The sequence below is a fragment of the Halostella litorea genome, assembly GCF_004785955.1.
GTDB classification, from domain to species: Archaea; Halobacteriota; Halobacteria; order Halobacteriales; family Natronoarchaeaceae; genus Halostella; species Halostella litorea.
The window spans coordinates 1,059,302-1,079,611 of record NZ_SJER01000001.1 but is presented as its reverse complement, the minus strand read 5'-3'; the positions used below and the strand labels follow the sequence as shown (position 1 = coordinate 1,079,611).

Below are 20,310 nucleotides of genomic sequence, written 5' to 3'. Positions count from 1 at the left end.
CGCCTCCCGACCGTGCTACCCACAATGCTCCGAACTTTCATCGACGACTGCATCGACGCCGTCACGACCCACAGCTGGCTCGTCGTGTTCCTGATGCTCCTGTTGACCGCCGGGATGGCCGTCGGCGCGACGGACCTGAACACGGGCAGCAACGCGAGCGGGAACGACATGCTCCCGTCGACGACGCCCGACGAGAAGGCGGAGTACGTCCAGCAGCAGTACGGCGCGGCCGACGGGAGCGACGGGACGGTCCGCGCCGCCGTGTACGTGCGCGCCGCGGACGGGAACGCGCTCTCGAAGGCCGCGCTGCTGGACGCCCTGCGCTACCAGCGGACCGTGACCCGCAACGAGTCGGTCGCGGCCGCGACGCCCGACGGCCGGTCCGTCGCCGGCGTCCCCAACGCCGTCGCCCGCCGGCTGGCGAACGACTCGGACGCGGACCTCGACGCACAGATCGCCGCCCTCGAAGCGGCGAGCCCGGAGGAGGTAAACGCCACCGTCCGCGGGACGCTCACTCGGGATTCCGAACTGCTCCGACTCCTCCCGAACGGCTACGAGCCGGGCACCGCGACGGCCGAGAGCCACCGGATGCTGTTCCCCCTCGCGGCGACCGAGGGCGGCGAGCCGCCGAGCGACGCGACCCGGGCGCTGTTCGCGGCCGCCGACGACCGGGAGGACCCCGAGTACTTCACGCTGGGCGAGCACGCGATGGCCCGGAACAGCGAGCGGCTGAACCAGAACACCGTCGCGTTCGTCCTCCCCATCGCCCTGACGCTCATCGTCGGCGTGCTCGCGTTCACCTACCGCGACCCGGTCGACGTGGTCGTCGGGCTGACCGGCGTCGTCGTCTCGGTCGTCTGGATGTTCGGGATCCTCGGCTGGCTCGGCGTCTCGGCCGGGGTCACGATGATCGTCGGGCCGGTCCTGATCGCGGGGCTGAGCATCGACTACGGCTTCCACGTGTTCACGCGCTACCGCGAGCAGTGCGGCCCCGACGAGGGCGTCCGGCCGCCGATGCGCCGCGCCGTCCGCTCGGTCGCGTTCGCGCTCGGCCTCGTCACGCTGACGACGGGCATCGGTTTCCTGTCGAACCTCGTCAACCCCGTCCCCGACATCCGCGCGCTCGGGGTCGGGATCACGCTCGGCGTCCTCTCGGCGCTCGTCGTGTTCCTGACGCTCGTCCCGGCGCTGAAGGTCGGGGTCGACGACCTGCTCGAACGGGCCGGGCTGGACCGCCGGAAGCGCCCGCTCGGGGAGAGCGCCCTCCTCCGGCCCCTGCTGCGGTCCAGCGTCGCCCTGGCGAAGCGGGCCGCGCCGGTCGTGGTCGCCGTCGCGCTCGTCGCCGGAAGCGCCGGCGCGGTCGCCTGGACGGCGCTGGACGAGCAGCCGTTCGACCGGCAGACCGAGCCCGCGGCGGAGTGGAAGACCGAACTCCCCGGACCGATGGCCTGGGAGGACGGCGAGTACGGCATGAACGACCTCTACGTGCAGGAGCGGTACCGCGCGGTCGCGGACGAGGAGACCGACCGCGTCCAGTTGCTCGTGGAGGGCGACGTGACCGACGACGCCGCGCTGGCGAGCGTCCGGCGCGGGGCCGAAGCGACCGCCGCCGACGCCCGGACGCCGGGCGCCCGCGTCGTCTCGCCGCTCTCGGTGATGCGCTCGGTCACGGACCGCAACGACGCGTTCGCGAAGACGTTCGCGGCGGCGGACACCGACGGCGACGGCGTGCCCGACCGGAACCTCGAAGCGGTGTACGACCACCTCTACGCGGTCGCGCCCGACGCGGCGAGTCGGGTGATCGAGCGGACGGACGGGGAGTACCGCTCGCTGCGCGTCGTCGGCCCCGCGGACGGCGGCGGGACGCTGGACGAGCGGGCGACCGCACAGCGCGACGCCGCGGCCGCCGTCGAGGCCGGCGACGCCGACCTGACCGCGACGGCGGTGAGCCGGTCGACGATCCGCCGGGCGGGCATCGCGGCGATCACCGACGGCGTCCTCCGGGTGATGGCGCTGGCGCTGGCGGCCGTCCTGCTCACGCTCGTCGCCGTCTCGTGGCGCGTCCACGGCAGCGCGTCGCTCGGCGTCGTCGCGGGCGTGCCGGTCACGCTGGTCGCCGGGCTGGTCATCGGCGGCATGTACGTCCTCGACGTCCCCCTGACGCTGCTGACGGCCCTCCTGATGAGCCTGGTGGTCGGCCTCGGCATCGACTACAACATCCACGTCGCCGACCGGTTCGCGGCGGAACTCCGCCGCGGCCGGGACGCGTTCGCCGCGCTGGAGACGGCCGTCGTCGGAACCGGCGGCGCGCTCCTGGGCAGCGCGCTGACCACGGCCGTCGCGTTCGTCTCGCTGCTGCTCCACCCCTCGCCCCAGTTACGGAACTTCGGAACGCTGGTCGTGCTCGCGCTGCTGGCCGCCCTCGTCGTGAGCGTGGTCGTCCTCCCGAGCATGCTCGCGCTCTGGGCGCGCGCCGGCAGGGCCGAGGCGGTCCGCGAGCCGTCGGAGGCCCCGGCGGCGCCGGCGACCGACGACTGACCGGCGCGGGTCGCGCGGCCCGGTTTCCTAGAGAAACGGCACGGCGAACGACGCCGTCGCGGCGCTGACGACCACCCACCCGGCGTAGTTCCACCACGGGACGCCCCGGCGGCGCGGCCCGGGCAGGTCGTCGGTATAGGTCCAGTGGCCCTCCTCGACGCCGCGGTGGTCGACGAGCAGGTCGTACGTCGCCGCCAGCGCCGCGGCGACTGCGACCGCGGGCCAGCCGTCGACCGCGAGCAGCGCGGCCCGGAACGCGGCGTACACCGCGCCCGTCCACCCGAACAGGACGTAGAGCGGGACGCCGACGACCTTCGGGCCGACGTGGTGGTCGAGCCACCCGGCGTTTATCACCGCTGCCTCGGCGACGAACGCGACGAGCGCCCCGCCGCCGAAGAACGCGGCCGTCGCGGCGGGCGGCCACGTGAACGCGGCGTGTGCGAGCGCGACGAGGCCGACCGCGGTCGTCGTGCCGGCGAAGGCTCGGTTGCTGGGCATGCGTCGACCTGCCGGGCCGCGCTACATAAATGTCAGTCGGCCGCGGAGGCGGCCGGCGCGTCGTAGCCCGACTTGACCGGCGGCGACAGCGCGAACAGGAGCACGGCCCCGACGATGAACACGCCCCCCAGCAGCGCCACCGCGTCGAGCGTCGACCACCACGTGGCGAGGACGCCGCTCCCCACGCGGAACGGGATGCCGGCGACCGAACGCAGCATCGCGACCGACGACAGCAGCGTCGCCCGGCCGACCGACTGCACCTGGTCGTTGATGTACCCCTGGTAGATCGGCCGGAGCACCGAACTGCCGCCCTTCATCGCGAAGAACATGGGGAACGCGAGCACGGGGACCAGCCCCGCCGCGACGTACGTCGCCGCGATGCCGACGGGGACGAGGAACATCGTCTTGCGCACGCCCAGCAGCGATTCGAGGTCGCTGGCGTAGTCGCTGCTCACCGCCGAGACGACGGTGAACGAGGCGTACAGGAACCCGATAGTCGTCGGCTCGGCCAGCCCCCAGCGTTCGAGCGTCGGCCCGACGCTGGCCTCCAGGGAGGTCTGTGCGATGGGCTGGATCCACATGTCCATCGTGAGGATCGCGCCGCTGAACAGCGAGAGGTAGACGACGAACGACCGGAGGCTCGGCGCGGCGAGTTGCTCGCGGATGACCGGGAGCGCGTCGACGATGGTCAGCACCTCCTCGTCGGTGTCCTCGTCGTCGTCGTAGGCCCGGTTCTGGGGGAGGCGGAGGACGAGCACGAGGTTCAAAAGCGCCACCGCGACGCCCGCGTAGAACGGGTAGAAGCGGTTCGTCGCGTAGAGGCCCCCGCCGGCGATCAGGGTGACGACGCTCACCCACTGGCCGATCGCCCGGCCGCGGCCCTGGACGCGGGTGAACTCGTCCTCGACGTCGTGCTCCGCGAGGGTGTCGTACAGCCACGCGGTCCCGCTCCCCGAGATGAACGTGCCGCCGAACGACAGCATCACGAACGTGAACGTGAAGCCGACGAAGTCGGTGGCCACGAGGTAGCTGGCGTTCGAGACGACCATCAGCGCGGAGCCGACCGCGAGGCTGTTCCGGCGACCGATGCGGTCGCCGACGTACCCCGTCGGCACCTCGCCGGTCACGACGACGACGGCCTGAATCGTCGCGATCAGGCCGATCTGGGCGAAGCTGAGGCCGTTCCACAGCAGGAACAGCGTGTACACGGGGTAGTGGAAGCCGGGGCGGGCGGTCGCACGGTAGAGGTAGTAGCGGGTGATGACCGCGGACTTGGAGAGGCGCGACATCGGCTGACTTCCGGACGGTTATTTCGAACCGATATAATGTTGGTGTGGATTTGGTTCGCACGCCCACGGTCGGCCGTCGCGGCGGCCCCGCTTCGAGCGCCACGCCTTATCCTCCGGGAAACGTACGTCTCCCCCATGGAAGCCGCGATCCAGCAGATCGGCGTCGAGTTCACGTCCCGGACGGTGACGTACGGCGGTGCAGCCACGATCGCCGTCCTCATCGCGCTGTCGGGCTTTTTCTCCTCCTCTGAGATCGCGCTGTTCTCGCTCCCCGAGTACAGGGTGGAGGCGATGGTCGACGAGGGCCGCCCCGGGGCGACGCTCGTCCGCGACCTCAAGGCCGACCCGAACCGGTTGCTGGTGACGATCCTCGTCGGGAACAACGTGGTCAACATCGCCATGGCCTCCATCTCGACGACGGTGCTCGCGATCCACTTCTCGCCGGCCGAGTCGGTGCTGCTCTCGACGTTCGGCATCACGGCGCTCGTGTTGCTGTTCGGCGAGAGCGTCCCGAAGTCCTACGCCGTCGAGCACACGGAGGGCTGGGCTCGGCGCATCGCGCGGCCCCTGCAGGTCTCGGAGTACGTCATGTACCCCCTGGTGGTGTTTTTCGACGCGCTCACCCGGGCGGTCAACCGCCTGGTCGGGACCGCCGGGGACCTCGAATCGCCGTACGTCACCCGCGCGGAGCTCCAGCAGCTGATCGAGTCCGGCGAGCGCGAGGGGGTCATCGAGCCGCAGGAACGGGAGGTGCTGCTCGGGATCTTCGAGTTCAGAAACCGGATCGCGAAGGAGGTGATGCGGTCCCGCCTCGACGTCACGGCGGTCGAGGCCGACGCGACCGTCGACGAGGCGATCGACGTCTGCGTCGACGAGGGCCACGACAGGATCCCCGTGTACCGCGACACGCTCGACACCGTCGTGGGAACCGTCGACCTGCCGACGCTCGTGCGCGCTCGACGCGACGGCGACGCGACCGCGGTCGGCGACGTCGCGTCCCCGGCCCTGCAGGTGCCCGAGACGAAGGACATCGACGAACTGCTGGCCGAGATGCGCGCGGCGGGCCACGACATGGCGATCGTCGTCGACGAGTTCGGCGCGACACAGGGGCTGGTCACGCTCGACGACGTCATCGAGGAGATCGTCGGAGAGGTCCTCGCGGGGGCCGAACGCCCGGCGATAGAGCCCCTCGGCGACCGACGGGCGCGGGTCCGGGGCACCGTCAACGTCCACGAGCTAAACGAGACGCTGGGGGTGGAACTCCCGGAAAAACCCGAGTACGAGACGGTCGCGGGGTTCGTCATCGACCGGCTCGGCCGGCTCCCCGAGGCCGGCGAGGTCGTCGAGCACGAGGGGGTCCGCGTCGAAGTCGAACGGATGGACCGGACGCGCGTCCGGTCGCTTCTGGTGACCGCGCCGCGGGCGGACGGCGACGGCGACTGACGCTCCCCGAGCGCGACGACGCCCGTGACCGACACCGCGTCGCCGAGGACCTACGCCGCCACGGCCAGCGGGAGGACCCGCAGGTCGCTCACGGCGGCCCTCAAAAGCGACCGCCGTCGCGGCCGAGGGCGCCGCCAGCCGAAGGTATATCCTTTCCATCGCCCTAGCGGCGTCCATGGATTCCCCGTTCGAGGTCCTCCGGGTCGACCCGACCGCGGACGAGGAGGAGGTCGAGCGAGCGTACCGCCGGCGGGTGCTGGAGACCCACCCCGACCAGAACGGCTCCGCGCGGGAGTTCCGCCGGGTGCAGGCGGCCTACGAGGCGATCCAGTCCGAGCGCCGGCTGCCCGACGCGCCGTCGATGGACGACGGCGGCGACGCGGACGACGAGCCGGCCCGGCCCGAGGGGACGCGCGTCGAGTACCTGAACTACGAGGTGCTCGACGACTACGGCTGGTCGCTCGACGACGACGACCTCTTCGAGAAGGCGGCCGCGGAGGGGCTCACCGACACGGAGCGGGGCCGGTTCCTGAACGACCCGCACGTGCCGCTCCTGGAGGGCGCGGAGAACTGCGGGTTCTCCTGGCCGTACTCCTGTCGCGGCGGGGCCTGCGCGAACTGCGCGGTCGCGGTCACCGAGGGCGAACTGGAGATGCCGGTCGACCACATCCTCTCCGACGAACTGGTCGACCGGGGGATCCGGCTCTCCTGTGTCGGGACGCCGGTCACGGACGAACTGAACGTCGTCTACAACGTCAAGCACCTGCCGGCGCTCGACGACCTCCTCCTGCCGGCGCGCTCGTTCGACGGCGCGGCGGGCAGCGACTGACGGGGCCGCCCGCCGAGGCCGGTCCTCCGGGGTCCGAGGTAGGCCTCCCGGATTGCCGGAAGGGGTACTCCGAAGCCGGCGACCCGAGAGGGGCCACCAATGAACGGACGCGGCTGGGACCTGCTCGGCGTGACGACGGCGGCGTTCTTCGCGACGATGGTCGCGCGCCTGTCGCTCTCGCCGCTCGTCCCCGACATCATCGACGCCTTCGCCGTCTCGAAGAGCACCGTCGGCCTCGCGCTGTCGGGGATGTGGGCGGCCTACGCCCTCTTCCAGTTCCCCGGCGGGATCCTCGCGGACCGTATCGGCGAACGGCGCGTCGTCCTGCTGGCGATGGGGGCGACCGGGACCGCGTGTGCCGTGCTCGCGGCCGCGCCGACGTTTCCGCTGTTTGCCCTCTTCGCCGTGGTGCTCGGGGCGTCGGCGGGGCTGTACTTCACCGCCGGGGTCGCGTTTCTCACGGGCCAGTTCGAGGACACCGGCCGCGCGCTCGGCGTCCACGAGATCGGCGCGTCCTCGGCCGGCCTCGTCGCGCCAGTCGCCAGCGCGTACGCCGCGACGCGTGTCGGCTGGTGGGGGGCCGGCCCCCTCGTCCCGGCGGCCGTCGCGGGCGTCGTGTTCGTCCTGTTCGCGTGGCGGGTGCCGGCGACGCCGCCGTCCGCGCCCGAGCAGTCGCTGTCCGACCAGGTCGACGTGAGCCGGCTGCTCGCCCTGCTCGGCCGGCCCAGCGTCCTCTTTACGACCGTGATCGCGATGGTCGGGTTCTTCACGTGGCAGTCGTTTTCCTCCTTCTTCCCGACCTTCTTGGAGGAGTACGCCGGCCTCTCGACGCCGCGTGCGAGCCTGGTGTTCGGCGTGACCTTCGCGATCACCATCGGGGCCGCGCCGGCGCTGGGCTGGGCGTCGGACGCCACCGGCCGGGACGCGGCGATCGCCGTGTCGCTGGTCAGCGGCGTCGCCGGCTACGCGCTGTTCCTGTTCCTCGACGGCCCCCTCGCCGTCGCGGCCGGGACCGTCCTCGTCGCGGTCGGGCTGAGCTGGCCCGGCGTCGTCAACTCGCGGTTCATGGACCACCTCGGCCCCGAGGAGCGGGGGACCGGGTTCGGGATGGTCCGGACGGTGGTGATGCTCGTCAGTTCGCTCGGCAGCGTCGTGACCGGCACCCTCGCCGAGCGCGTGAGCTGGCTCGCGGCCTACGGGCTGGTCGCGGCGTTGCTCGGGCTGCTCGTCGCGCTCCTCGTCTGCAATCGGGTGCTCGGGATCGACGCCTAATGTGGGTGGGCCGCGCCCGCCGGCGGCCGCTTCGGCGGCGGCTCAGACGGTCTCCGCTATCTCCCCGTCGATGAACCCGTCCTCCCACTCCCGGCGGTCGGCTATCTCCCGGCGGCCGCGGCCGGTCAGGCGGTACTCGTTTGTCCGGCGGTCCTTCTCGCTTTTCTCGACGAGGCCCTTCTCGACGAGCGTGTCGAGGTTCGGGTAGAGCCGCCCGTGGTGGATCTCGGACTCGTAGTACTCCTCCAGGACCTCCTTGATCGCGAGGCCGTGGGGCTCTTCCTCGCCTGCGATGGCGTACAGCAGGTCGCGCTGAAACCCGGTTAGATCGAACATTCTGTCCCCAGTATTCCAGTGGCGACATGTCTGCACTTAAACATAGGGGGTGAACGCACCCGCGAACGTCCGGCCCCGCGTTGTCGCGTTCAGTACGCATAAACCCGCGGCGGCCCCATCGCCGGGTATGACCGAGGATATCGTCGTCTCGCCGGAGTGGCTGGCGACCCACCGCGACGAGGTCCGGATCGTGGACGTGCGCGACGCCTGGGAGTACGACGGGATCGGCCACATCCCGGGGGCCGTCAACGTCCCGTTCGATCAGTTCCGGAGCGAGGGCGACGAGTCCGAGGGAATGTTGCCGGGCGCGGCGGCGTTCGCCGACCTGCTGGGCGAGGCCGGCATCGCGCCCGGGGACACGATCGTCGCCTACGACGACACCCACGGCGTGTTCGCCGCGCGCTTCCTGGTCACCGCGCAGGTGTACGGCCACGACGACGTGCGCCTGCTCGACGGCGACTACAGCGCCTGGAACCTCGACCACGCCACGACGACCGACGCCCCGGACGTGGAACCGACCGACTACGCCGTCGACCCGCCCGAGGACACGATCCTCGTCGACCACGAGGCCGTCGAGGCGGCGATCGACGGCGACGCCGTCATCGTCGACACCCGAGACGACTGGGAGTACGAGGAGGGCCACATCCCCGGCGCGGTGAACCTGGACTGGAAGGAACTCGTCGACGACGAGACGCGGGGGTTGAAACCGCGCGCGGAACTGGAGGCCGTCCTCGAATCGCACGGGATCACCCCCGACCGGCGCGTGGTGCTGTACTGCAACACCGCCCGGCGGATCAGCCACACGTACGTCGTCCTGCGGCACCTCGGCTACGGGGACGTCGCGTTCTACGAGGGGAGCCTCACCGAGTGGACCGACGTCGGCGGGCCGGTCGAAACCGGGTCGTAGGCGCCCGCGACCCATCGTGACGGCGAGGAAAACGGTGATATTTGTCCCGCGCCGTCGTTGGCCGTGTGACGGATGCCCCTCCAGAACACCCTCCGCCACGCGGGCGCCGCCGCCCGTCGGTGGGTCAGCCGCCGCCGCCTCCGCGTCTGCTTCGCGGTCGTCGTCGCGCTGTGCTCCGGCGTCCTCGGCTTCGCGGCGCTCACCGGGTCGACGACGGCGACGGCCGAGGCGGTCCCCGAGGCCCCGCCGACGGAGCACCACACCGTCGTCACCGAGTCCGCGCGGTACGGCACGATAATCGCGTACGCGCCGGACGGGAGCGTCGACTACTACAACAACAGCCACGCGAAGTACTTCGACGTCGACCCCGTCGAGAATGCGTCGATGACAGTCGAGTACACCGCCGTCGAGACGCTCGTGACCGAGAGCGAGCGCTGTGGCGACCCGCCCTGCACCCGGAACGTCATCGAGCGGGCGAACCTCTCGACCGGCGAGGTGACGGAGGTCGTCGCCCGGTACGACTACCGCGAGATCGCGGGCGAGTGGCACGACCACGTCCGGGTCAACGGGACGCACGTCGTCGTCGCCGACATGGCCGACGACCAGGTGTTCATGCTCGACACCGAGACGGGCGTCCGGGAGTGGGCCTGGAACGCCCAGAGCGAGTTCCCCGTCGAGGGCGGCGGCCACTACCCCGGCGACTGGACCCACCTGAACGACGTAAGCGTGCTGGACGACGGGCGGGTGATGGTGAGCCTGCGCAACCAGGACCAGGTCGCCTTCATCGACCCGGAGACGGGGCTGAACGCGTCGTGGACGCTCGGGGGCGACGGGAACCACGCCACGATGTACGAGCAGCACAACCCGGACTACATCCCCGAGGAGAGCGGCGGGCCGGCGGTCGTCGTGGCCGACTCGGAGAACGGCCGGGTCGAGGAGTTCCAGCGCGAGGCCGGTGAGTGGGTTCGCACCTGGGAGTGGTCGGATGCCCGGATGCAGTGGCCCCGCGACGCCGACCGCCTCCCCGGCGGCAACACGCTCGTCACCGACACGAACGGCGGCCGCGTCCTCGAAGTCGACCGCGGGGGCGAGGTCGTCTGGTCGGTCGAACTCTCGCATCCCTACGACGCCGAGCGCCTGGAGACGGGCGACGAGAGCGCCGGCGGCGAGAGCGCCCGGTCGCTCGGCCTCAAATCGCAGTCCCGCGGGAGCGGCGGCGGGCAGGGGTACGACTTCCGCGGGTTCGGCCCGGTCGTGAGCCTCCTGCGGGACCTGACGCCGCCCCGGGTCGTCAACGCCGTCATCTACGTCAGCCCGACGTGGATCGGCCCGGCGGAGATCGGTCCGACCGTGGTCGGCGTCGCGACCGGGGTGACCTGGGCCGGGCTTGAGGGCTGGTGGTTCGTCCGGTCGCGGGACGTCGGCGTCCGGTCGCCGGTGTACCGGAAGGAGGAGTGACCGGCCCGCGGCGGGCGTCGGCCCGCCCGGTATGACGGCGGCTACAGCGCGTCGTACACGGGGTAGACGAGCGTCCACAGCGACGCGAACGCCGCGCCGACGACGACCACCGCGGCGAGCACCGCCGTGTCCGGCCGCGGCCCGGATACGAGCGCCCACAGGGTAGCGACGGGGAGCCCGAGCGCCACCGCGAGGCTGCCGACCTCGACCGCGGCGAGCCGCGGGTTCGCGCGCAACTCCGCGAGCAGGCCCGGCTCCGCGTCCGCGTCGCCGACGTCCGGCCCCGCAACCGTCTCGTCGGCCCCGTCCCCGCCGCCCCCGGTCGCGTCGTCCATGCGCGCCCCTGCGGGTCCGACCCACAAAACGCTCCCGGCGTCCCAGCGAACAAAAGACCTACCTGCGATACGAGCGTTCGCTCCGACATGACCGAGGCCACCGCGGTGGATCTCGACTTCGGCGACGACGGCCTGATCCCCGCCGTCGCGCAGGACGCCGACTCCGGCGAGGTGCTGATGCTCGCCTACGTCTCGCCCGAGGCGTTCGAACGCACCCGCGAAACCGGGCGGGCACACTACTACTCGCGGAGCCGGGACGAACTCTGGGAGAAGGGGGCGACCAGCGGGCACGTCCAGCGCGTCGAGGAGGTGCGCGTCGACTGCGACGGCGACAGCGTGCTCTACCTCGTCGAGCAGGAGGGCGGGGCCTGCCACACCGGCTACGAATCGTGTTTCTACCGGACCGCCGACGGCGACGTCGTCGGCGAGCGCGCCTTCGACCCGGACGACGTGTATGAGTGACCCTGCCGACGACCTCGCGGCGGCCGACCGGGCGGTCCGCGACGCCGAGGCGGCCGTCGAGGAGGTGGGGACCGACGCGGTCGAGGCGGTCGCCGACGCCCACGGCGAACTGGTCGACCTGCTGGAGCGGTACGCCGACAGCGCGACCGGCACCGGCGACTTCAAGGCGTACGTGGAGTTTCAGGACGCCGTCGCCGACCTCGTCGAGGGGCTGCCGGAGGACCTGCCCGAGCGGGACGCCTTCGAGGCGGCGCTCGACGTCCTCGACCAGCGCCGCCTGAGCGAGGACGACTTCGCCGCCGCCCGCGAGGCGCTGGCCCCCGCGGCGGCGACGGCCCGCCTGCTGACGGAGCGCGAGGAGGCCGTCGCCGAGTACCGCGAGGCGCGGAAGGCCGCCGCCCGCCGCAAGCGGACCGTCGAGGGGCGCATCGACCACCTCGAACGCCTCGTCGAACTCGGGGAGGCCGACCTCGACGCGCCCGTCGAGCGCCTGCGGGAGCCGGTCGAGGCCTACGACGACGCCGTCCGCGAGGCGTTCGACGAGTTCCGGGCCGAGGCGAGCGCCCGCGAACTGCTCGAACTGGCCGTCGCCGCCGAGCGCTACCCGCTGGTGGACCTCGGCGCGCCGCCCGAGGACCTGCTCGGCTACGTCCGCGAGTCGCCGGCCGGCGAGGAGCCGGTGCCGACGCTGCTCGAGTACGCCGACTACTCGAAGTCGAAGCTCGACCACTACGTCGACGACGCTGCCGAACTCAAGCGCCGGGTCGCCACCCGGCAGACGTACCTCGAACGGCTGGACGCCGAGCCGCTGACGGTCGGGTGGCCGCCGCCGGCGGCCGACGACCTCTGGTGGCGCTCCCGGGAACTCGTCTCGCTGGTCTCCCGGTTCGCGCCGGAGCCGGTCGTCGCGAAGCTCCGCGACGTGCGGGCGCTGACCCGCGAGGACGACTACGAGCGCCTGCGGACCGCCGCCGTCGCCCGGGACCGGCTGGGGCCGGACGAGCGCGAGCGCCTCGCGGCCGGCGACGTGGCCGACGAACTCGCCGACCTCCGCGCGGAGCGCGACGCGCTGGCCGCGGCGCTGTCCGAGTATCCGGACCGCTGAGAACGGGTCGTTCGTTCGGCGCGCCGGGAGAACCGGCCGGTCAGGCCTCCGCCTTCGCGTCCTCCAGCCGCTCGGCCATCCCGTCGGCCAGGTCCGCGGCGCGGCGCCGGTCGCCGGCCTCCGCGTAGATCCGGACGAGCGGCTCGGTGCCGCTGGGGCGGGCGAGCACCCAGGCGTCGCCGTAGTCAAGCCGGTAGCCGTCGGTCGCGTTCAGTTCGGCGTCGGCGTCGGCGGCGCGGGCCTCGGCGGCCGACAGCATCGCCCGCCGCTCGGCGTCGCCCTCGTACTCGATGTTCCGCCGGACGTTGTAGTAGTCGTCGTACGGCGCGACGACTTCGCTGGCGGGGCGGTCGGCGACCAGTTCGAGGAAGCGGGCGGCGATGTACGCGCCGTCGCGGGACAGGCGGTAGTTCGGGAAGAAGACGCCGCCGTTGCCCTCGCCGGCGACCGGCACCGACGCCCCCTCGGCGCGGAGCTCCCGGATGCGGGAGATGATGTTCGTGCTGCCGATGGGGGTGAGTTCGAGCGACGCGCCGGCGTCGTCGACCACGTCGACGAGCCGCTGGGAGACGTTGACCGCGGAGACGGTCGTGTCGCCGGCTTCCAGTTCGGCGGCCGCCAGCGCGGCGAACGTAGCGTCGCCCTCGACGTACTCGCCGCGCTCGTCGTAGAAGATGGCGCGGTCGGCATCGCCGTCGTGTGCGACCCCCAGGTCGGCGTCCGTCGCGGCGACGAGCCGCCCCAGGTCGCCGAGGTTCTCCGGGACCGGCTCCGGGTCGCGGCCGGGGAAGTGGCCGTCGGGCTGTGCGTTGACGGTGACGACGCGACAGCCAAGCTCCCGGAAGAACTCGGGACTGGTGAGCGAGCCGGCCCCGTGGCCCGGGTCGACCGCGACGGTGAGGTCCGCGTCGGCGATCCGCTCGCGGTCGACGGCGGCGTGGAGCTCCTCGACGTACCGCCGCCGCGCCCCCTCGATCCGGCGGGCCTCGCCGGTCGCGTGCCACGGCACCGACGCCGCCTCCTCGGCCAGCAGGACCCCCTCGACGCGCTCCAGTTCGTCGACCGAGAGCTCGACGCCGTCGGCCCCGAACAGCTTCATCCCGTTGAACGCCGGCGGGTTGTGCGAGGCCGTGATCATCAGGGCCGGCACCCCCTCGGCCTCGGCGTACGCCTGCAGCCCCGGCGTCGGCAGGACGCCGAGCCGGTCGACGTCGGCCCCGACGCTCGCGAGGCCGCTCGCCGCGGCGTCCGCGAGCATCCGCCCGGTCTTTCGCGTGTCCCGTGCGACCGCCACCCGGTCCGCGCTCCAACGCGTCCCGGCCGCCTTCGCCACCCGGAGGAGGAACTCGGGGGTGACCGTCTCGTTGACCACGCCCCGGGTTCCGCTCGACCCGAACACTTCCATTACGTACCTGTCCGGATGCGTCCCTCAAAGTGGTTCCGAAGCGAATGCGGCCCGCGCCGACGCGTCGCCGGCGGTCCGGCCGAGGGCGGAACGCTTTCCGTGGTGGCCCGCGACGCTCCCGGCATGGTCAGCATCGACGAGAAGCGCGTGTACGGGGACCGGGACGGCGAGACGACGGCCTACGTCGCGAGCGGGCAGGGCGTCGCCGCCGTCTCCGTCTCCGACGACCTCGTCGGCGAGTACGGGATCGACCGGGCCTGCACGGCGCTCGACGTCGCCGCCGCGGACGGCCGGCTCGCCGTCGCGACGCCGACGGACGTGCTCGTCAAGGACGGCGAGGCCTACGACGCGGTCGGCTTCGGGCCGGCCGTGGCGGTCGGGATCGACGGCGACGCGCTGGTCGCGGTCGGCCCGGACTGGTCGGTCGCCCGCGCCACCGAGCCCGACGAGTGGGAGGCCGTCGGCGCGGTCGACAGCCCCGTCCGCGCCGTCGCCGGCGACCTGATCGCTGCGGAAAACGGCGTCTACCGCGTCCGGGACGGCGAAGTCGCCCACGCCGGGCTGGACGACGCCCGCGACGTCTCGGTCGCCGGGACGCCGCTGGCCGCGACGGGCGAGGGGCTCTACCGGCTCGGGGCGGGCTGGATGTCGCAGGCCGGGGGCGAGTTCAGGCTCGCCGCCGCGGACCGGGCGGCCGCACCCGGCGACCTCGACCGCGCCCACGCCGCCACGCGGGACCACCTGTACGCCCACGCGGACGGCGAGTGGGCGTCGGTCGACGTGCCAGTCCCCGACCCCGTCGCCGGCGTCGCGTACGCGCCCGGCGCGACGTACGCAGTCGCCACCGACGGCACCTTTCTCGCGGACGCCGGCGACGGCTGGCGGACCCAGCCGCTCGGCCTGACGGAGATCGGCGGCGTGGCGGTGCCGTAGCCGCGGCTGTCGACCTGCGTCGTCACCGCCAGAACGCGCTCACTTGAGTTCGATCTCCCCTTCGCCACAGACGACGACCGTGTGGCCCAGATACTCGAAGCCGACCGAGACCGGCGTCTCCGCGGTGTCGATCAGTTGCTCCAGTACTTCCGCGTCGAGAGCGTCGGCAAGCGGCGGCAGTTCGAGGGGACTGACCCCCTCCTCGTCGGCGACTCGCTCGGCGATTTCGACGACGAGTTCGCCCGTCCCCCGTGTTTCATCCGCCGGCGGTAAGCAGTTCATAAAATCGGTTCAATCCACCCTCAAATAAGGCTACTGGCCAATCGTTGAGGGTCGATCGGGTCACACCAGACCGGCCAGTTCGAACAGCCCGAACAGCACGTCGCCGTACGTCAGCGCGACCGCGAGGCCGGCGAACGTCGGCACGAGAAACGGGACGCCCGGCGAGACCCACACCGTCTCCGCGGCCGTGAGCACGTCGAGGCCCTCGCGGACGTCCCGCGCCGACGCGCCGTACGCGCCGTCGACGTCGGCCAGGAACGCCCGCGCCCCCCACGGGTCGTCGAACTCGTCGGCCGCGTCGGTCGAGTCTCCGCCGGCGGCGACCGCGTCGGGCACCGTCGGTTCGGGGGTCGCCGCGGTCACCGCGCCGTCGGTCGGCGGGTTCGGATCGTCCGGGAGCGTCGCCGGGTCGCGCAGGGCGTCGGGGTTCGCCCGGAGCGTCGCCAGGTCGACCCCGCGCCACCGGAGGTACATCCTGAGCGCGTCGAGGTCGACGCCGCGGCGGGTGCCGCCGTCCGGCGCGGAGAGCAGGCGGCCGTGGGTCTCCGGGACCGCCTCGACCGGCACGGGGCGGCCGAGGAACATGGTCGTCGACAGCCGGCCGGCGGCGGCGTTCCGTGCGGCCAGCACGAGGGGGGCCGCGGCCCCGAACAGCACCGTGTTCGTCAGGACGGTAAAGGAGAGCACGCCGACGTTCGTCCCCTGGACCGGAAGCGTCGCCCACGGCAGGTCGTAGGTCGGGTACGCCGGCAGGAGCAGGGCGACCGTCATCAGCGCCTTCGCGTCCGCGCCGCCGAAGCCGCCGGTCCACCAGAACAGGTAGGCGAGCGGGATCACGAGGCCGACGCTCACCGCCGTCGGCACGAGAAAGCCCCGCCAGGCGAACTCCCCGGCGGTCCAGGCCGTCCAGGCGTCCCACGAAAGCAAGGCGAGCGCGAACGCGGCAAGCGGCGCCCAGACGGCGTTCGACACCCGTCTGGTCGCGATGTCGCGGTACGCGGCCCACGCGAACACGGGGACGGCGAGCAGCCGCAACAGGTCCGTCGGGGCGGCGTCGACGAGGGGCCCGGGCACGTTCGGGTGGGTGGGGCCCGCCCTGTTAGTCGTTGCGCTTGGCGGCCGGACGGCTACTCGGCGGGTCGGAACGCGGAGAAAGGTCGAGAACTACGGCGCGGCCTCAGATGACGCGGTTCTGCAGGTAGTCGAGGTGCTTCGCGTTGTAGACGATCTTGACCTCCTCGGCGGCCGGGGAGCCGATGCAGGTCAGGCGGACGTTCTTCTCCTCGACCTCCTCGTCGGAGAGGATCTGCTGCATGTCCATGTCGATGTCGCCCTCCTTGACGATGGACGCGCAGTTCGCACACGCGCCGGCGCGACACGAGAACGGCCAGTCGTACCCCTGGGCCTCGGCGGCCTCGAGGATGTACTCGCCCTCGTTGACGTCGAGCGACCCGTAGTCCTCGTCGTCGAGGCCGGCGTCGGCCGCCTTCTCGAAGAGGTCGTCGTCGTCCATGTCCCAGCCCTGGTCGTCCAGCACTTCGTAGTTGAGGTATTCTACCGTGGGCATCACCCTGTGGGTTCGACCCCCTAAGTGTTAGAAGTTGCTGTTTTCGAGCCGGTTTCACGGGGCCGACTGGCACAGTCGTTCGCGGCGGCGACGGCCGCGGCTTCGGTTCGACGGGGCGAGATGCGGCCAGCGGTCACCCGACGATCCCGGGGACGAACTGGAACACGAGGAAGGCGGCGATGGTCGCGATGGCGGGCACGAGGTTCTGGAGGGCGATCACGCGCGCGGTCGTCGCCGGTTCGAAGAGGTCCGACGCCCGGGGGATGTCGTCGGCCTCCTCGTCGCCGATCGGCGGCACATCCCTCGGTTCGTCGGTCTCGTCGGGGTCCGGGGTCGGGTCGCCGACCGTCGCCGCCCCCTCGTCGGCCTCCGCGGCGAGCGCGCCGACGGAGATGCGTTCCGGCCCCTCGCCCCGCACCGTGTCGGCGACGGTCGCGGTGCGGGTCGCCCGGCCCCAGCCGAGGCCGAGGATGCTCATCGTCGCCACGACGACGAAACTCGCCGGGATGCCGAGCGCGGAGAGGACGGTGATCAGCGTCGCGCTCACCACCTCGACGACGAGCGCCGCCAGGAGGGGGAGTTCGGTGAGGTCGTTGCCCATCGTGTCGAGCGTGCGCCGGGCGATGGTGACCGCGCCGAGGCCGATCGCGCCGCCGGCCAGCAGGATGCCGGCGTCCATCGAGACCGAGCCGTTGCCGACCAGCGGCGCGACCGCGTTGGCGACGTTCGACGCCCCGGCCGAGAAGGCCATGTAACAGCCGATCACGATCACCAGCGCCGTCCCGACGAACTCCCGTGGGGTCGTGTTCGGCCCCAGCACGGGGCGGGGGACCCCGCCAGAGCGGTCGAGCGCGAGGAGGCTCCCCTCCGTCTGTGTCACCTCGAAGCGCCGGACCAGCGCGGGGTAGAAGTACCGGCCGATGACGCCGCTGACCCAGAAGGCGATGACGGGGGCGACGATCCACCACGAGACGATCTCGAGCATCACCGCCGCGTTCAGCTTCCCGGTGGCGACGCCGAGGCCGGCGATGGCACCGACCGCGGTCATCGACGTCGAGGCCGGGACGCCGACGACGTTCGAGAGGAACAGCGCGAAGCCGATGAAAAAGAGGACGGTGATGCTCACCGTCATCGAGAACAGGCCCGAGGGGACGATCTGACCGCCCATCGTCTCGACGACGTTGCGGCCGACGGTCCAGCCGCCAAGCAGGGCGAACCCCGCCATCAGGACGCCCGCGCCGAGCTTCGAGACCACGCCGCTGCCGACCGCCGGGCCGAAGGCGACGCCCGTGGAGGAGCCGCCGATGTTGAACCCGACGAAGGCGGCGACCGCGATGCCGACTGCGAGAAGTATCTCGGACACGGACGAACTAACGAGAGTGATAGGTATAACTCTTGCAGACCCGGACCGCCGTGGGCACGCGGTCGGCGCGGGGCGCGGCCCGGACACGGGGACGACGGCGTCCCGGTGGCTTTACCGCCCTCCCGCGCCGACGGGGACGCATGACTCCGTTCCCCGAGTTCGAGGTCGTGCCCGCTGTCGACGTGCAGGACGGCGAGGTGGTCCAGCTCGTCCAGGGCGAGCGCGGCACCGAGAAGCGGTACGGCGACCCCGTCGAGTCGGCCGAGCGCTGGGTCGACCAGGGCGCGTCGACGCTCCACCTGGTCGACCTGGACGGCGCGTTCGAGGGCGAGCGCGCGAACGCCGACGCGATCGGGCGGGTGATCGATGCGGTCGACGTCGACGTGCAACTGGGCGGCGGCATCCGCACCGCCGCGGACGCCCGGTCGCTGCTGGACCGGGGCGTCGACCGGGTCATCCTGGGTACCGCGGCCGTCGAGAACCCCGACGTCGTCGCGGAGATAAGCGAGACACACCCCGGATCGGTGACGGTGAGCCTCGACGCGAAGGACGGCGAGGTCGTCGTCTCGGGCTGGACCGAGGGCACCGGCCTCGACCCCGCGGCGGCCGCCGAGCGGTACGAGGAACTGGGCGCGGGCGCGATCCTGTTCACCGACGTGGACGTGGAGGGGCGGCTTGAGGGCGTCCAGACCGGCCCCGTCGAGCGGGTCGTCGACGCGGTCGACATCCCGGTCGTCGCCAGCGGCGGCGTGGCGACGCTCGACGACGTGCGTGCGCTGCGGGACGCCGGCGCGGCCGCGGTCGTGGTGGGGAGCGCGCTGTACGAGGGCCGGTTCAGCCTGCGGGAGGCCGCGGCCGCCGTGGAGTAGCCGCGGCGGGGGCTCCGGTCACTCGAACCGCGGGACGTACCACGAGCGGACCGCGAGCGCCGACACCGGGAGGCCGTCCGCGACGGTCGCGGGGGCGGCGTCGCTCGCGACGACGACCGCGGCCGCCGCGAGCCCAAGCGGGTCGTCGGACTCGTGCAGGTCGAGGGCGTCGAGGCGGTCGCGTGCGCGCCCCTCGACGGGCGCGGGCAGGTCGCAGGCGTCGACGACGCGCCCGACGAACCGCTTCGGCCCCGTCGCGGAGAGACAGAGGCCGAACGCCCGCACGAGGTCGTCGTACGCGCGGTTCACGAGGTGGTGGGGGAGGTCGCTGGCCTCGACGACCTCGCCTTTCGTCCGCGGGAGTTCGGCGAGCCTGATCGCCGCGTACGTCGCCGCCGCGCCCAGCGTCTCCGGGTCCCGCTCCGGGCAGGCGTCGGCGACGAACGCGCCGTGGAGCAGCCGGTTCGCGTCCTCGCGGGCCTCCGCCGGGAGCGAGAGCGCGTCGCAGACCCGGCTGACGGCGTACTCGCCGCGGAGCGTCGTTCCGTTGCGCGGCCGCTCGGCGCTTGGCACCTCGAAGTCGGTCGGCGCGGTCGCGGTCACGCGGCTCCCCTCCCGGCGACTGCCGCCGACGGCACGTCCAGTTCTGAATGGTTTTCAATCATGTTCGTCCACCGATGTCGCATGTTTCGGGTCGTATGAGTTGATATATGCTCTCTTGGTTTAGTTATTTCGGACGAAACGCGCGAACGGTGATCGACTGGCCGCCGTGTGCCGCGGCGGGTGGACGAACGCAATCACCTTGTACGGTCGGCGTCATGGACCGGTATGAGCGACCGCACGGCCGCCGTCACGCGCGAGACGGCCGAAACCGACATCGAGGTGACCCTGGCTGTCGACGGCGACGGCGAGTCGACCGTCGACACCGGGATCGGCTTTTTCGACCACGTGCTCGGGTCGTTCGCCAAGCACGGCCTGTTCGACCTGACCGTCCGCTGCGACGGCGACCTGGAGATCGACGACCACCACACCGTCGAGGACGTCGCCATCGTGCTCGGCGAGGCGTTCGACGAGGCGCTCGGCGACCGCGCGCGCATCGAGCGGTTCGCCGACCGCCGGGTGCCACTCGACGAGGCTGTCGCCGGCGTGGTCGTCGACGTGAGCGGCCGCCCCGTGTTTCGCTTCGACGGCGAGTTCTCGCAGGCGTCGGTCGGCGGGATGACCAGCCACATGGCGAAGCACTTCCTGCGCTCGCTGGCCGTGAACGCGGGGCTGACGCTCCACGCCGAGGTGACCGGCGAGAACGCCCACCACGAGATAGAGGCGCTGTTCAAATCGACCGCCCGGGCGCTCGACGACGCGACGCGGGTCGACGAGCGCCGCTCCGGCGTCGCCTCGACGAAGGGCGACCTCTGAGGC

21 protein-coding genes are annotated in these 20,310 nt (G+C 72.2%); 11 read left to right on the top strand and 10 right to left on the bottom strand.

Annotated elements, in window-relative coordinates; genetic code table 11:
* Window positions 1-24 precede the first annotated feature (24 nt).
* Window positions 25-2,538: an efflux RND transporter permease subunit gene (locus EYW40_RS11140; RefSeq protein ID WP_135821674.1), complete on the top strand. Its 2,514-nt coding sequence runs from the start codon at window positions 25-27 to the stop codon at window positions 2,536-2,538.
* 27 nt (window positions 2,539-2,565) lie between these two features.
* Here EYW40_RS11140 and EYW40_RS11135 read toward each other — a convergent pair whose 3' ends face one another.
* The gene (locus EYW40_RS11135) at window positions 2,566-3,036 is read right to left on the bottom strand and encodes a carotenoid biosynthesis protein (protein ID WP_135821673.1); all 471 of its coding nucleotides are present in this window, start codon (window positions 3,034-3,036) and stop codon (window positions 2,566-2,568) included.
* A 32-nt stretch (window positions 3,037-3,068) separates the two neighbouring features.
* Window positions 3,069-4,325 carry an MFS transporter gene (locus tag EYW40_RS11130; protein WP_135821672.1) on the bottom strand — a complete coding sequence of 419 codons (1,257 nt, stop codon included), beginning with the start codon at window positions 4,323-4,325 and terminating at the stop codon, window positions 3,069-3,071.
* A 135-nt stretch (window positions 4,326-4,460) separates the two neighbouring features.
* Between EYW40_RS11130 and EYW40_RS11125 the strand changes: the two genes are divergently transcribed.
* The 3 genes from EYW40_RS11125 to EYW40_RS11115 all read left to right on the top strand — a co-directional run bounded on the left by EYW40_RS11125 (window position 4,461) and on the right by EYW40_RS11115 (window position 7,869).
* Window positions 4,461-5,768 carry a hemolysin family protein gene (locus tag EYW40_RS11125; RefSeq protein WP_161973196.1) on the top strand — a complete coding sequence of 436 codons (1,308 nt, stop codon included), beginning with the start codon at window positions 4,461-4,463 and terminating at the stop codon, window positions 5,766-5,768.
* Between the two features lie 175 nt (window positions 5,769-5,943).
* Window positions 5,944-6,597, top strand: a complete 654-nt coding sequence (fer, locus tag EYW40_RS11120; RefSeq protein ID WP_135821670.1) for a ferredoxin Fer — start codon at window positions 5,944-5,946, stop codon at window positions 6,595-6,597.
* Between the two features lie 99 nt (window positions 6,598-6,696).
* Window positions 6,697-7,869 carry an MFS transporter gene (locus tag EYW40_RS11115; RefSeq protein ID WP_135821669.1) on the top strand — a complete coding sequence of 391 codons (1,173 nt, stop codon included), beginning with the start codon at window positions 6,697-6,699 and terminating at the stop codon, window positions 7,867-7,869.
* A 42-nt stretch (window positions 7,870-7,911) separates the two neighbouring features.
* Here the strand turns inward: EYW40_RS11115 and EYW40_RS11110 are convergent, their stop codons facing one another.
* On the bottom strand, window positions 7,912-8,205 hold the full coding sequence (locus tag EYW40_RS11110) for a PadR family transcriptional regulator (protein ID WP_135821668.1): 294 nt from the start codon (window positions 8,203-8,205) through the stop codon (window positions 7,912-7,914).
* Between the two features lie 127 nt (window positions 8,206-8,332).
* Between EYW40_RS11110 and EYW40_RS11105 the strand changes: the two genes are divergently transcribed.
* Window positions 8,333-9,112 carry a sulfurtransferase gene (locus EYW40_RS11105; protein ID WP_135821667.1) on the top strand — a complete coding sequence of 260 codons (780 nt, stop codon included), beginning with the start codon at window positions 8,333-8,335 and terminating at the stop codon, window positions 9,110-9,112.
* A 72-nt stretch (window positions 9,113-9,184) separates the two neighbouring features.
* Entirely contained in the window at window positions 9,185-10,570 is a 1,386-nt protein-coding gene (locus EYW40_RS11100) for an arylsulfotransferase family protein (protein WP_135821666.1), read from the top strand.
* A 41-nt stretch (window positions 10,571-10,611) separates the two neighbouring features.
* Here EYW40_RS11100 and EYW40_RS11095 read toward each other — a convergent pair whose 3' ends face one another.
* The gene (locus EYW40_RS11095) at window positions 10,612-10,905 is read right to left on the bottom strand and encodes a hypothetical protein (RefSeq protein ID WP_135821665.1); all 294 of its coding nucleotides are present in this window, start codon (window positions 10,903-10,905) and stop codon (window positions 10,612-10,614) included.
* A gap of 87 nt (window positions 10,906-10,992) precedes the next feature.
* On the opposite strand from EYW40_RS11095, the gene hisI reads away from it, so the two are divergent.
* Together hisI and EYW40_RS11085 are read left to right on the top strand one after the other, a co-directional pair.
* On the top strand, window positions 10,993-11,367 hold the full coding sequence (gene hisI / locus EYW40_RS11090) for a phosphoribosyl-AMP cyclohydrolase (RefSeq protein WP_135821664.1): 375 nt from the start codon (window positions 10,993-10,995) through the stop codon (window positions 11,365-11,367).
* Window positions 11,360-12,472, top strand: coding sequence for a DUF7118 family protein (locus EYW40_RS11085; RefSeq protein ID WP_135821663.1), 1,113 nt, complete (start codon window positions 11,360-11,362; stop codon window positions 12,470-12,472). The genes hisI and EYW40_RS11085 overlap by 8 nt, the downstream gene beginning before the upstream one ends.
* 40 nt (window positions 12,473-12,512) lie before the next feature.
* Here the strand turns inward: EYW40_RS11085 and glmM are convergent, their stop codons facing one another.
* Window positions 12,513-13,877 (bottom strand): phosphoglucosamine mutase, encoded by a 1,365-nt coding sequence (glmM, locus tag EYW40_RS11080; RefSeq protein WP_135821662.1) that lies wholly within the window; start codon window positions 13,875-13,877, stop codon window positions 12,513-12,515.
* Between the two features lie 123 nt (window positions 13,878-14,000).
* Between glmM and EYW40_RS11075 the strand changes: the two genes are divergently transcribed.
* The gene (locus tag EYW40_RS11075; RefSeq protein ID WP_135821661.1) at window positions 14,001-14,810 is read left to right on the top strand and encodes an HVO_0234 family beta-propeller protein; all 810 of its coding nucleotides are present in this window, start codon (window positions 14,001-14,003) and stop codon (window positions 14,808-14,810) included.
* Window positions 14,811-14,849: 39 nt separating this feature from the next.
* Here EYW40_RS11075 and EYW40_RS11070 read toward each other — a convergent pair whose 3' ends face one another.
* The 4 genes from EYW40_RS11070 to EYW40_RS11055 all read right to left on the bottom strand — a co-directional run bounded on the left by EYW40_RS11070 (window position 14,850) and on the right by EYW40_RS11055 (window position 18,022).
* On the bottom strand, window positions 14,850-15,092 hold the full coding sequence (locus tag EYW40_RS11070; protein WP_135821660.1) for a HalOD1 output domain-containing protein: 243 nt from the start codon (window positions 15,090-15,092) through the stop codon (window positions 14,850-14,852).
* Between the two features lie 60 nt (window positions 15,093-15,152).
* Window positions 15,153-16,166 (bottom strand): A24 family peptidase C-terminal domain-containing protein, encoded by a 1,014-nt coding sequence (locus EYW40_RS11065; RefSeq protein ID WP_135821659.1) that lies wholly within the window; start codon window positions 16,164-16,166, stop codon window positions 15,153-15,155.
* A 103-nt stretch (window positions 16,167-16,269) separates the two neighbouring features.
* Window positions 16,270-16,659, bottom strand: coding sequence for a ferredoxin Fer (gene fer, locus EYW40_RS11060; protein ID WP_135821658.1), 390 nt, complete (start codon window positions 16,657-16,659; stop codon window positions 16,270-16,272).
* Window positions 16,660-16,792: 133 nt separating this feature from the next.
* Window positions 16,793-18,022: an inorganic phosphate transporter gene (locus EYW40_RS11055; protein ID WP_135821657.1), complete on the bottom strand. Its 1,230-nt coding sequence runs from the start codon at window positions 18,020-18,022 to the stop codon at window positions 16,793-16,795.
* A 140-nt stretch (window positions 18,023-18,162) separates the two neighbouring features.
* Between EYW40_RS11055 and hisA the strand changes: the two genes are divergently transcribed.
* Window positions 18,163-18,891, top strand: coding sequence for a 1-(5-phosphoribosyl)-5-[(5-phosphoribosylamino)methylideneamino]imidazole-4-carboxamide isomerase (hisA, locus tag EYW40_RS11050; protein ID WP_135821656.1), 729 nt, complete (start codon window positions 18,163-18,165; stop codon window positions 18,889-18,891).
* Window positions 18,892-18,909: 18 nt separating this feature from the next.
* Here hisA and EYW40_RS11045 read toward each other — a convergent pair whose 3' ends face one another.
* Window positions 18,910-19,494 (bottom strand): transcription initiation factor IIB family protein, encoded by a 585-nt coding sequence (locus EYW40_RS11045; RefSeq protein ID WP_135821655.1) that lies wholly within the window; start codon window positions 19,492-19,494, stop codon window positions 18,910-18,912.
* A 225-nt stretch (window positions 19,495-19,719) separates the two neighbouring features.
* Between EYW40_RS11045 and hisB the strand changes: the two genes are divergently transcribed.
* Window positions 19,720-20,307, top strand: a complete 588-nt coding sequence (hisB, locus tag EYW40_RS11040; protein ID WP_135821654.1) for an imidazoleglycerol-phosphate dehydratase HisB — start codon at window positions 19,720-19,722, stop codon at window positions 20,305-20,307.
* Window positions 20,308-20,310 lie beyond the last annotated feature (3 nt).

Excerpts from the sequence above, each read along its gene's own strand:
- EYW40_RS11140 (WP_135821674.1), top strand. The coding sequence starts at position 25 with ATGCTCCGAACTTTCATCGACGACTGCATCGACGCCGTCACGACCCAC.
- EYW40_RS11135 (WP_135821673.1), bottom strand. The coding sequence starts at position 3,036 with ATGCCCAGCAACCGAGCCTTCGCCGGCACGACGACCGCGGTCGGCCTC.
- EYW40_RS11130 (WP_135821672.1), bottom strand. The coding sequence starts at position 4,325 with ATGTCGCGCCTCTCCAAGTCCGCGGTCATCACCCGCTACTACCTCTAC.
- EYW40_RS11125 (WP_161973196.1), top strand. The coding sequence starts at position 4,461 with ATGGAAGCCGCGATCCAGCAGATCGGCGTCGAGTTCACGTCCCGGACG.
- fer (WP_135821670.1), top strand. The coding sequence starts at position 5,944 with ATGGATTCCCCGTTCGAGGTCCTCCGGGTCGACCCGACCGCGGACGAG.
- EYW40_RS11115 (WP_135821669.1), top strand. The coding sequence starts at position 6,697 with ATGAACGGACGCGGCTGGGACCTGCTCGGCGTGACGACGGCGGCGTTC.
- EYW40_RS11110 (WP_135821668.1), bottom strand. The coding sequence starts at position 8,205 with ATGTTCGATCTAACCGGGTTTCAGCGCGACCTGCTGTACGCCATCGCA.
- EYW40_RS11105 (WP_135821667.1), top strand. The coding sequence starts at position 8,333 with ATGACCGAGGATATCGTCGTCTCGCCGGAGTGGCTGGCGACCCACCGC.
- EYW40_RS11100 (WP_135821666.1), top strand. The coding sequence starts at position 9,185 with ATGCCCCTCCAGAACACCCTCCGCCACGCGGGCGCCGCCGCCCGTCGG.
- EYW40_RS11095 (WP_135821665.1), bottom strand. The coding sequence starts at position 10,905 with ATGGACGACGCGACCGGGGGCGGCGGGGACGGGGCCGACGAGACGGTT.
- hisI (WP_135821664.1), top strand. The coding sequence starts at position 10,993 with ATGACCGAGGCCACCGCGGTGGATCTCGACTTCGGCGACGACGGCCTG.
- EYW40_RS11085 (WP_135821663.1), top strand. The coding sequence starts at position 11,360 with ATGAGTGACCCTGCCGACGACCTCGCGGCGGCCGACCGGGCGGTCCGC.
- glmM (WP_135821662.1), bottom strand. The coding sequence starts at position 13,877 with ATGGAAGTGTTCGGGTCGAGCGGAACCCGGGGCGTGGTCAACGAGACG.
- EYW40_RS11075 (WP_135821661.1), top strand. The coding sequence starts at position 14,001 with ATGGTCAGCATCGACGAGAAGCGCGTGTACGGGGACCGGGACGGCGAG.
- EYW40_RS11070 (WP_135821660.1), bottom strand. The coding sequence starts at position 15,092 with ATGAACTGCTTACCGCCGGCGGATGAAACACGGGGGACGGGCGAACTC.
- fer (WP_135821658.1), bottom strand. The coding sequence starts at position 16,659 with ATGCCCACGGTAGAATACCTCAACTACGAAGTGCTGGACGACCAGGGC.
- hisA (WP_135821656.1), top strand. The coding sequence starts at position 18,163 with ATGACTCCGTTCCCCGAGTTCGAGGTCGTGCCCGCTGTCGACGTGCAG.
- hisB (WP_135821654.1), top strand. The coding sequence starts at position 19,720 with ATGAGCGACCGCACGGCCGCCGTCACGCGCGAGACGGCCGAAACCGAC.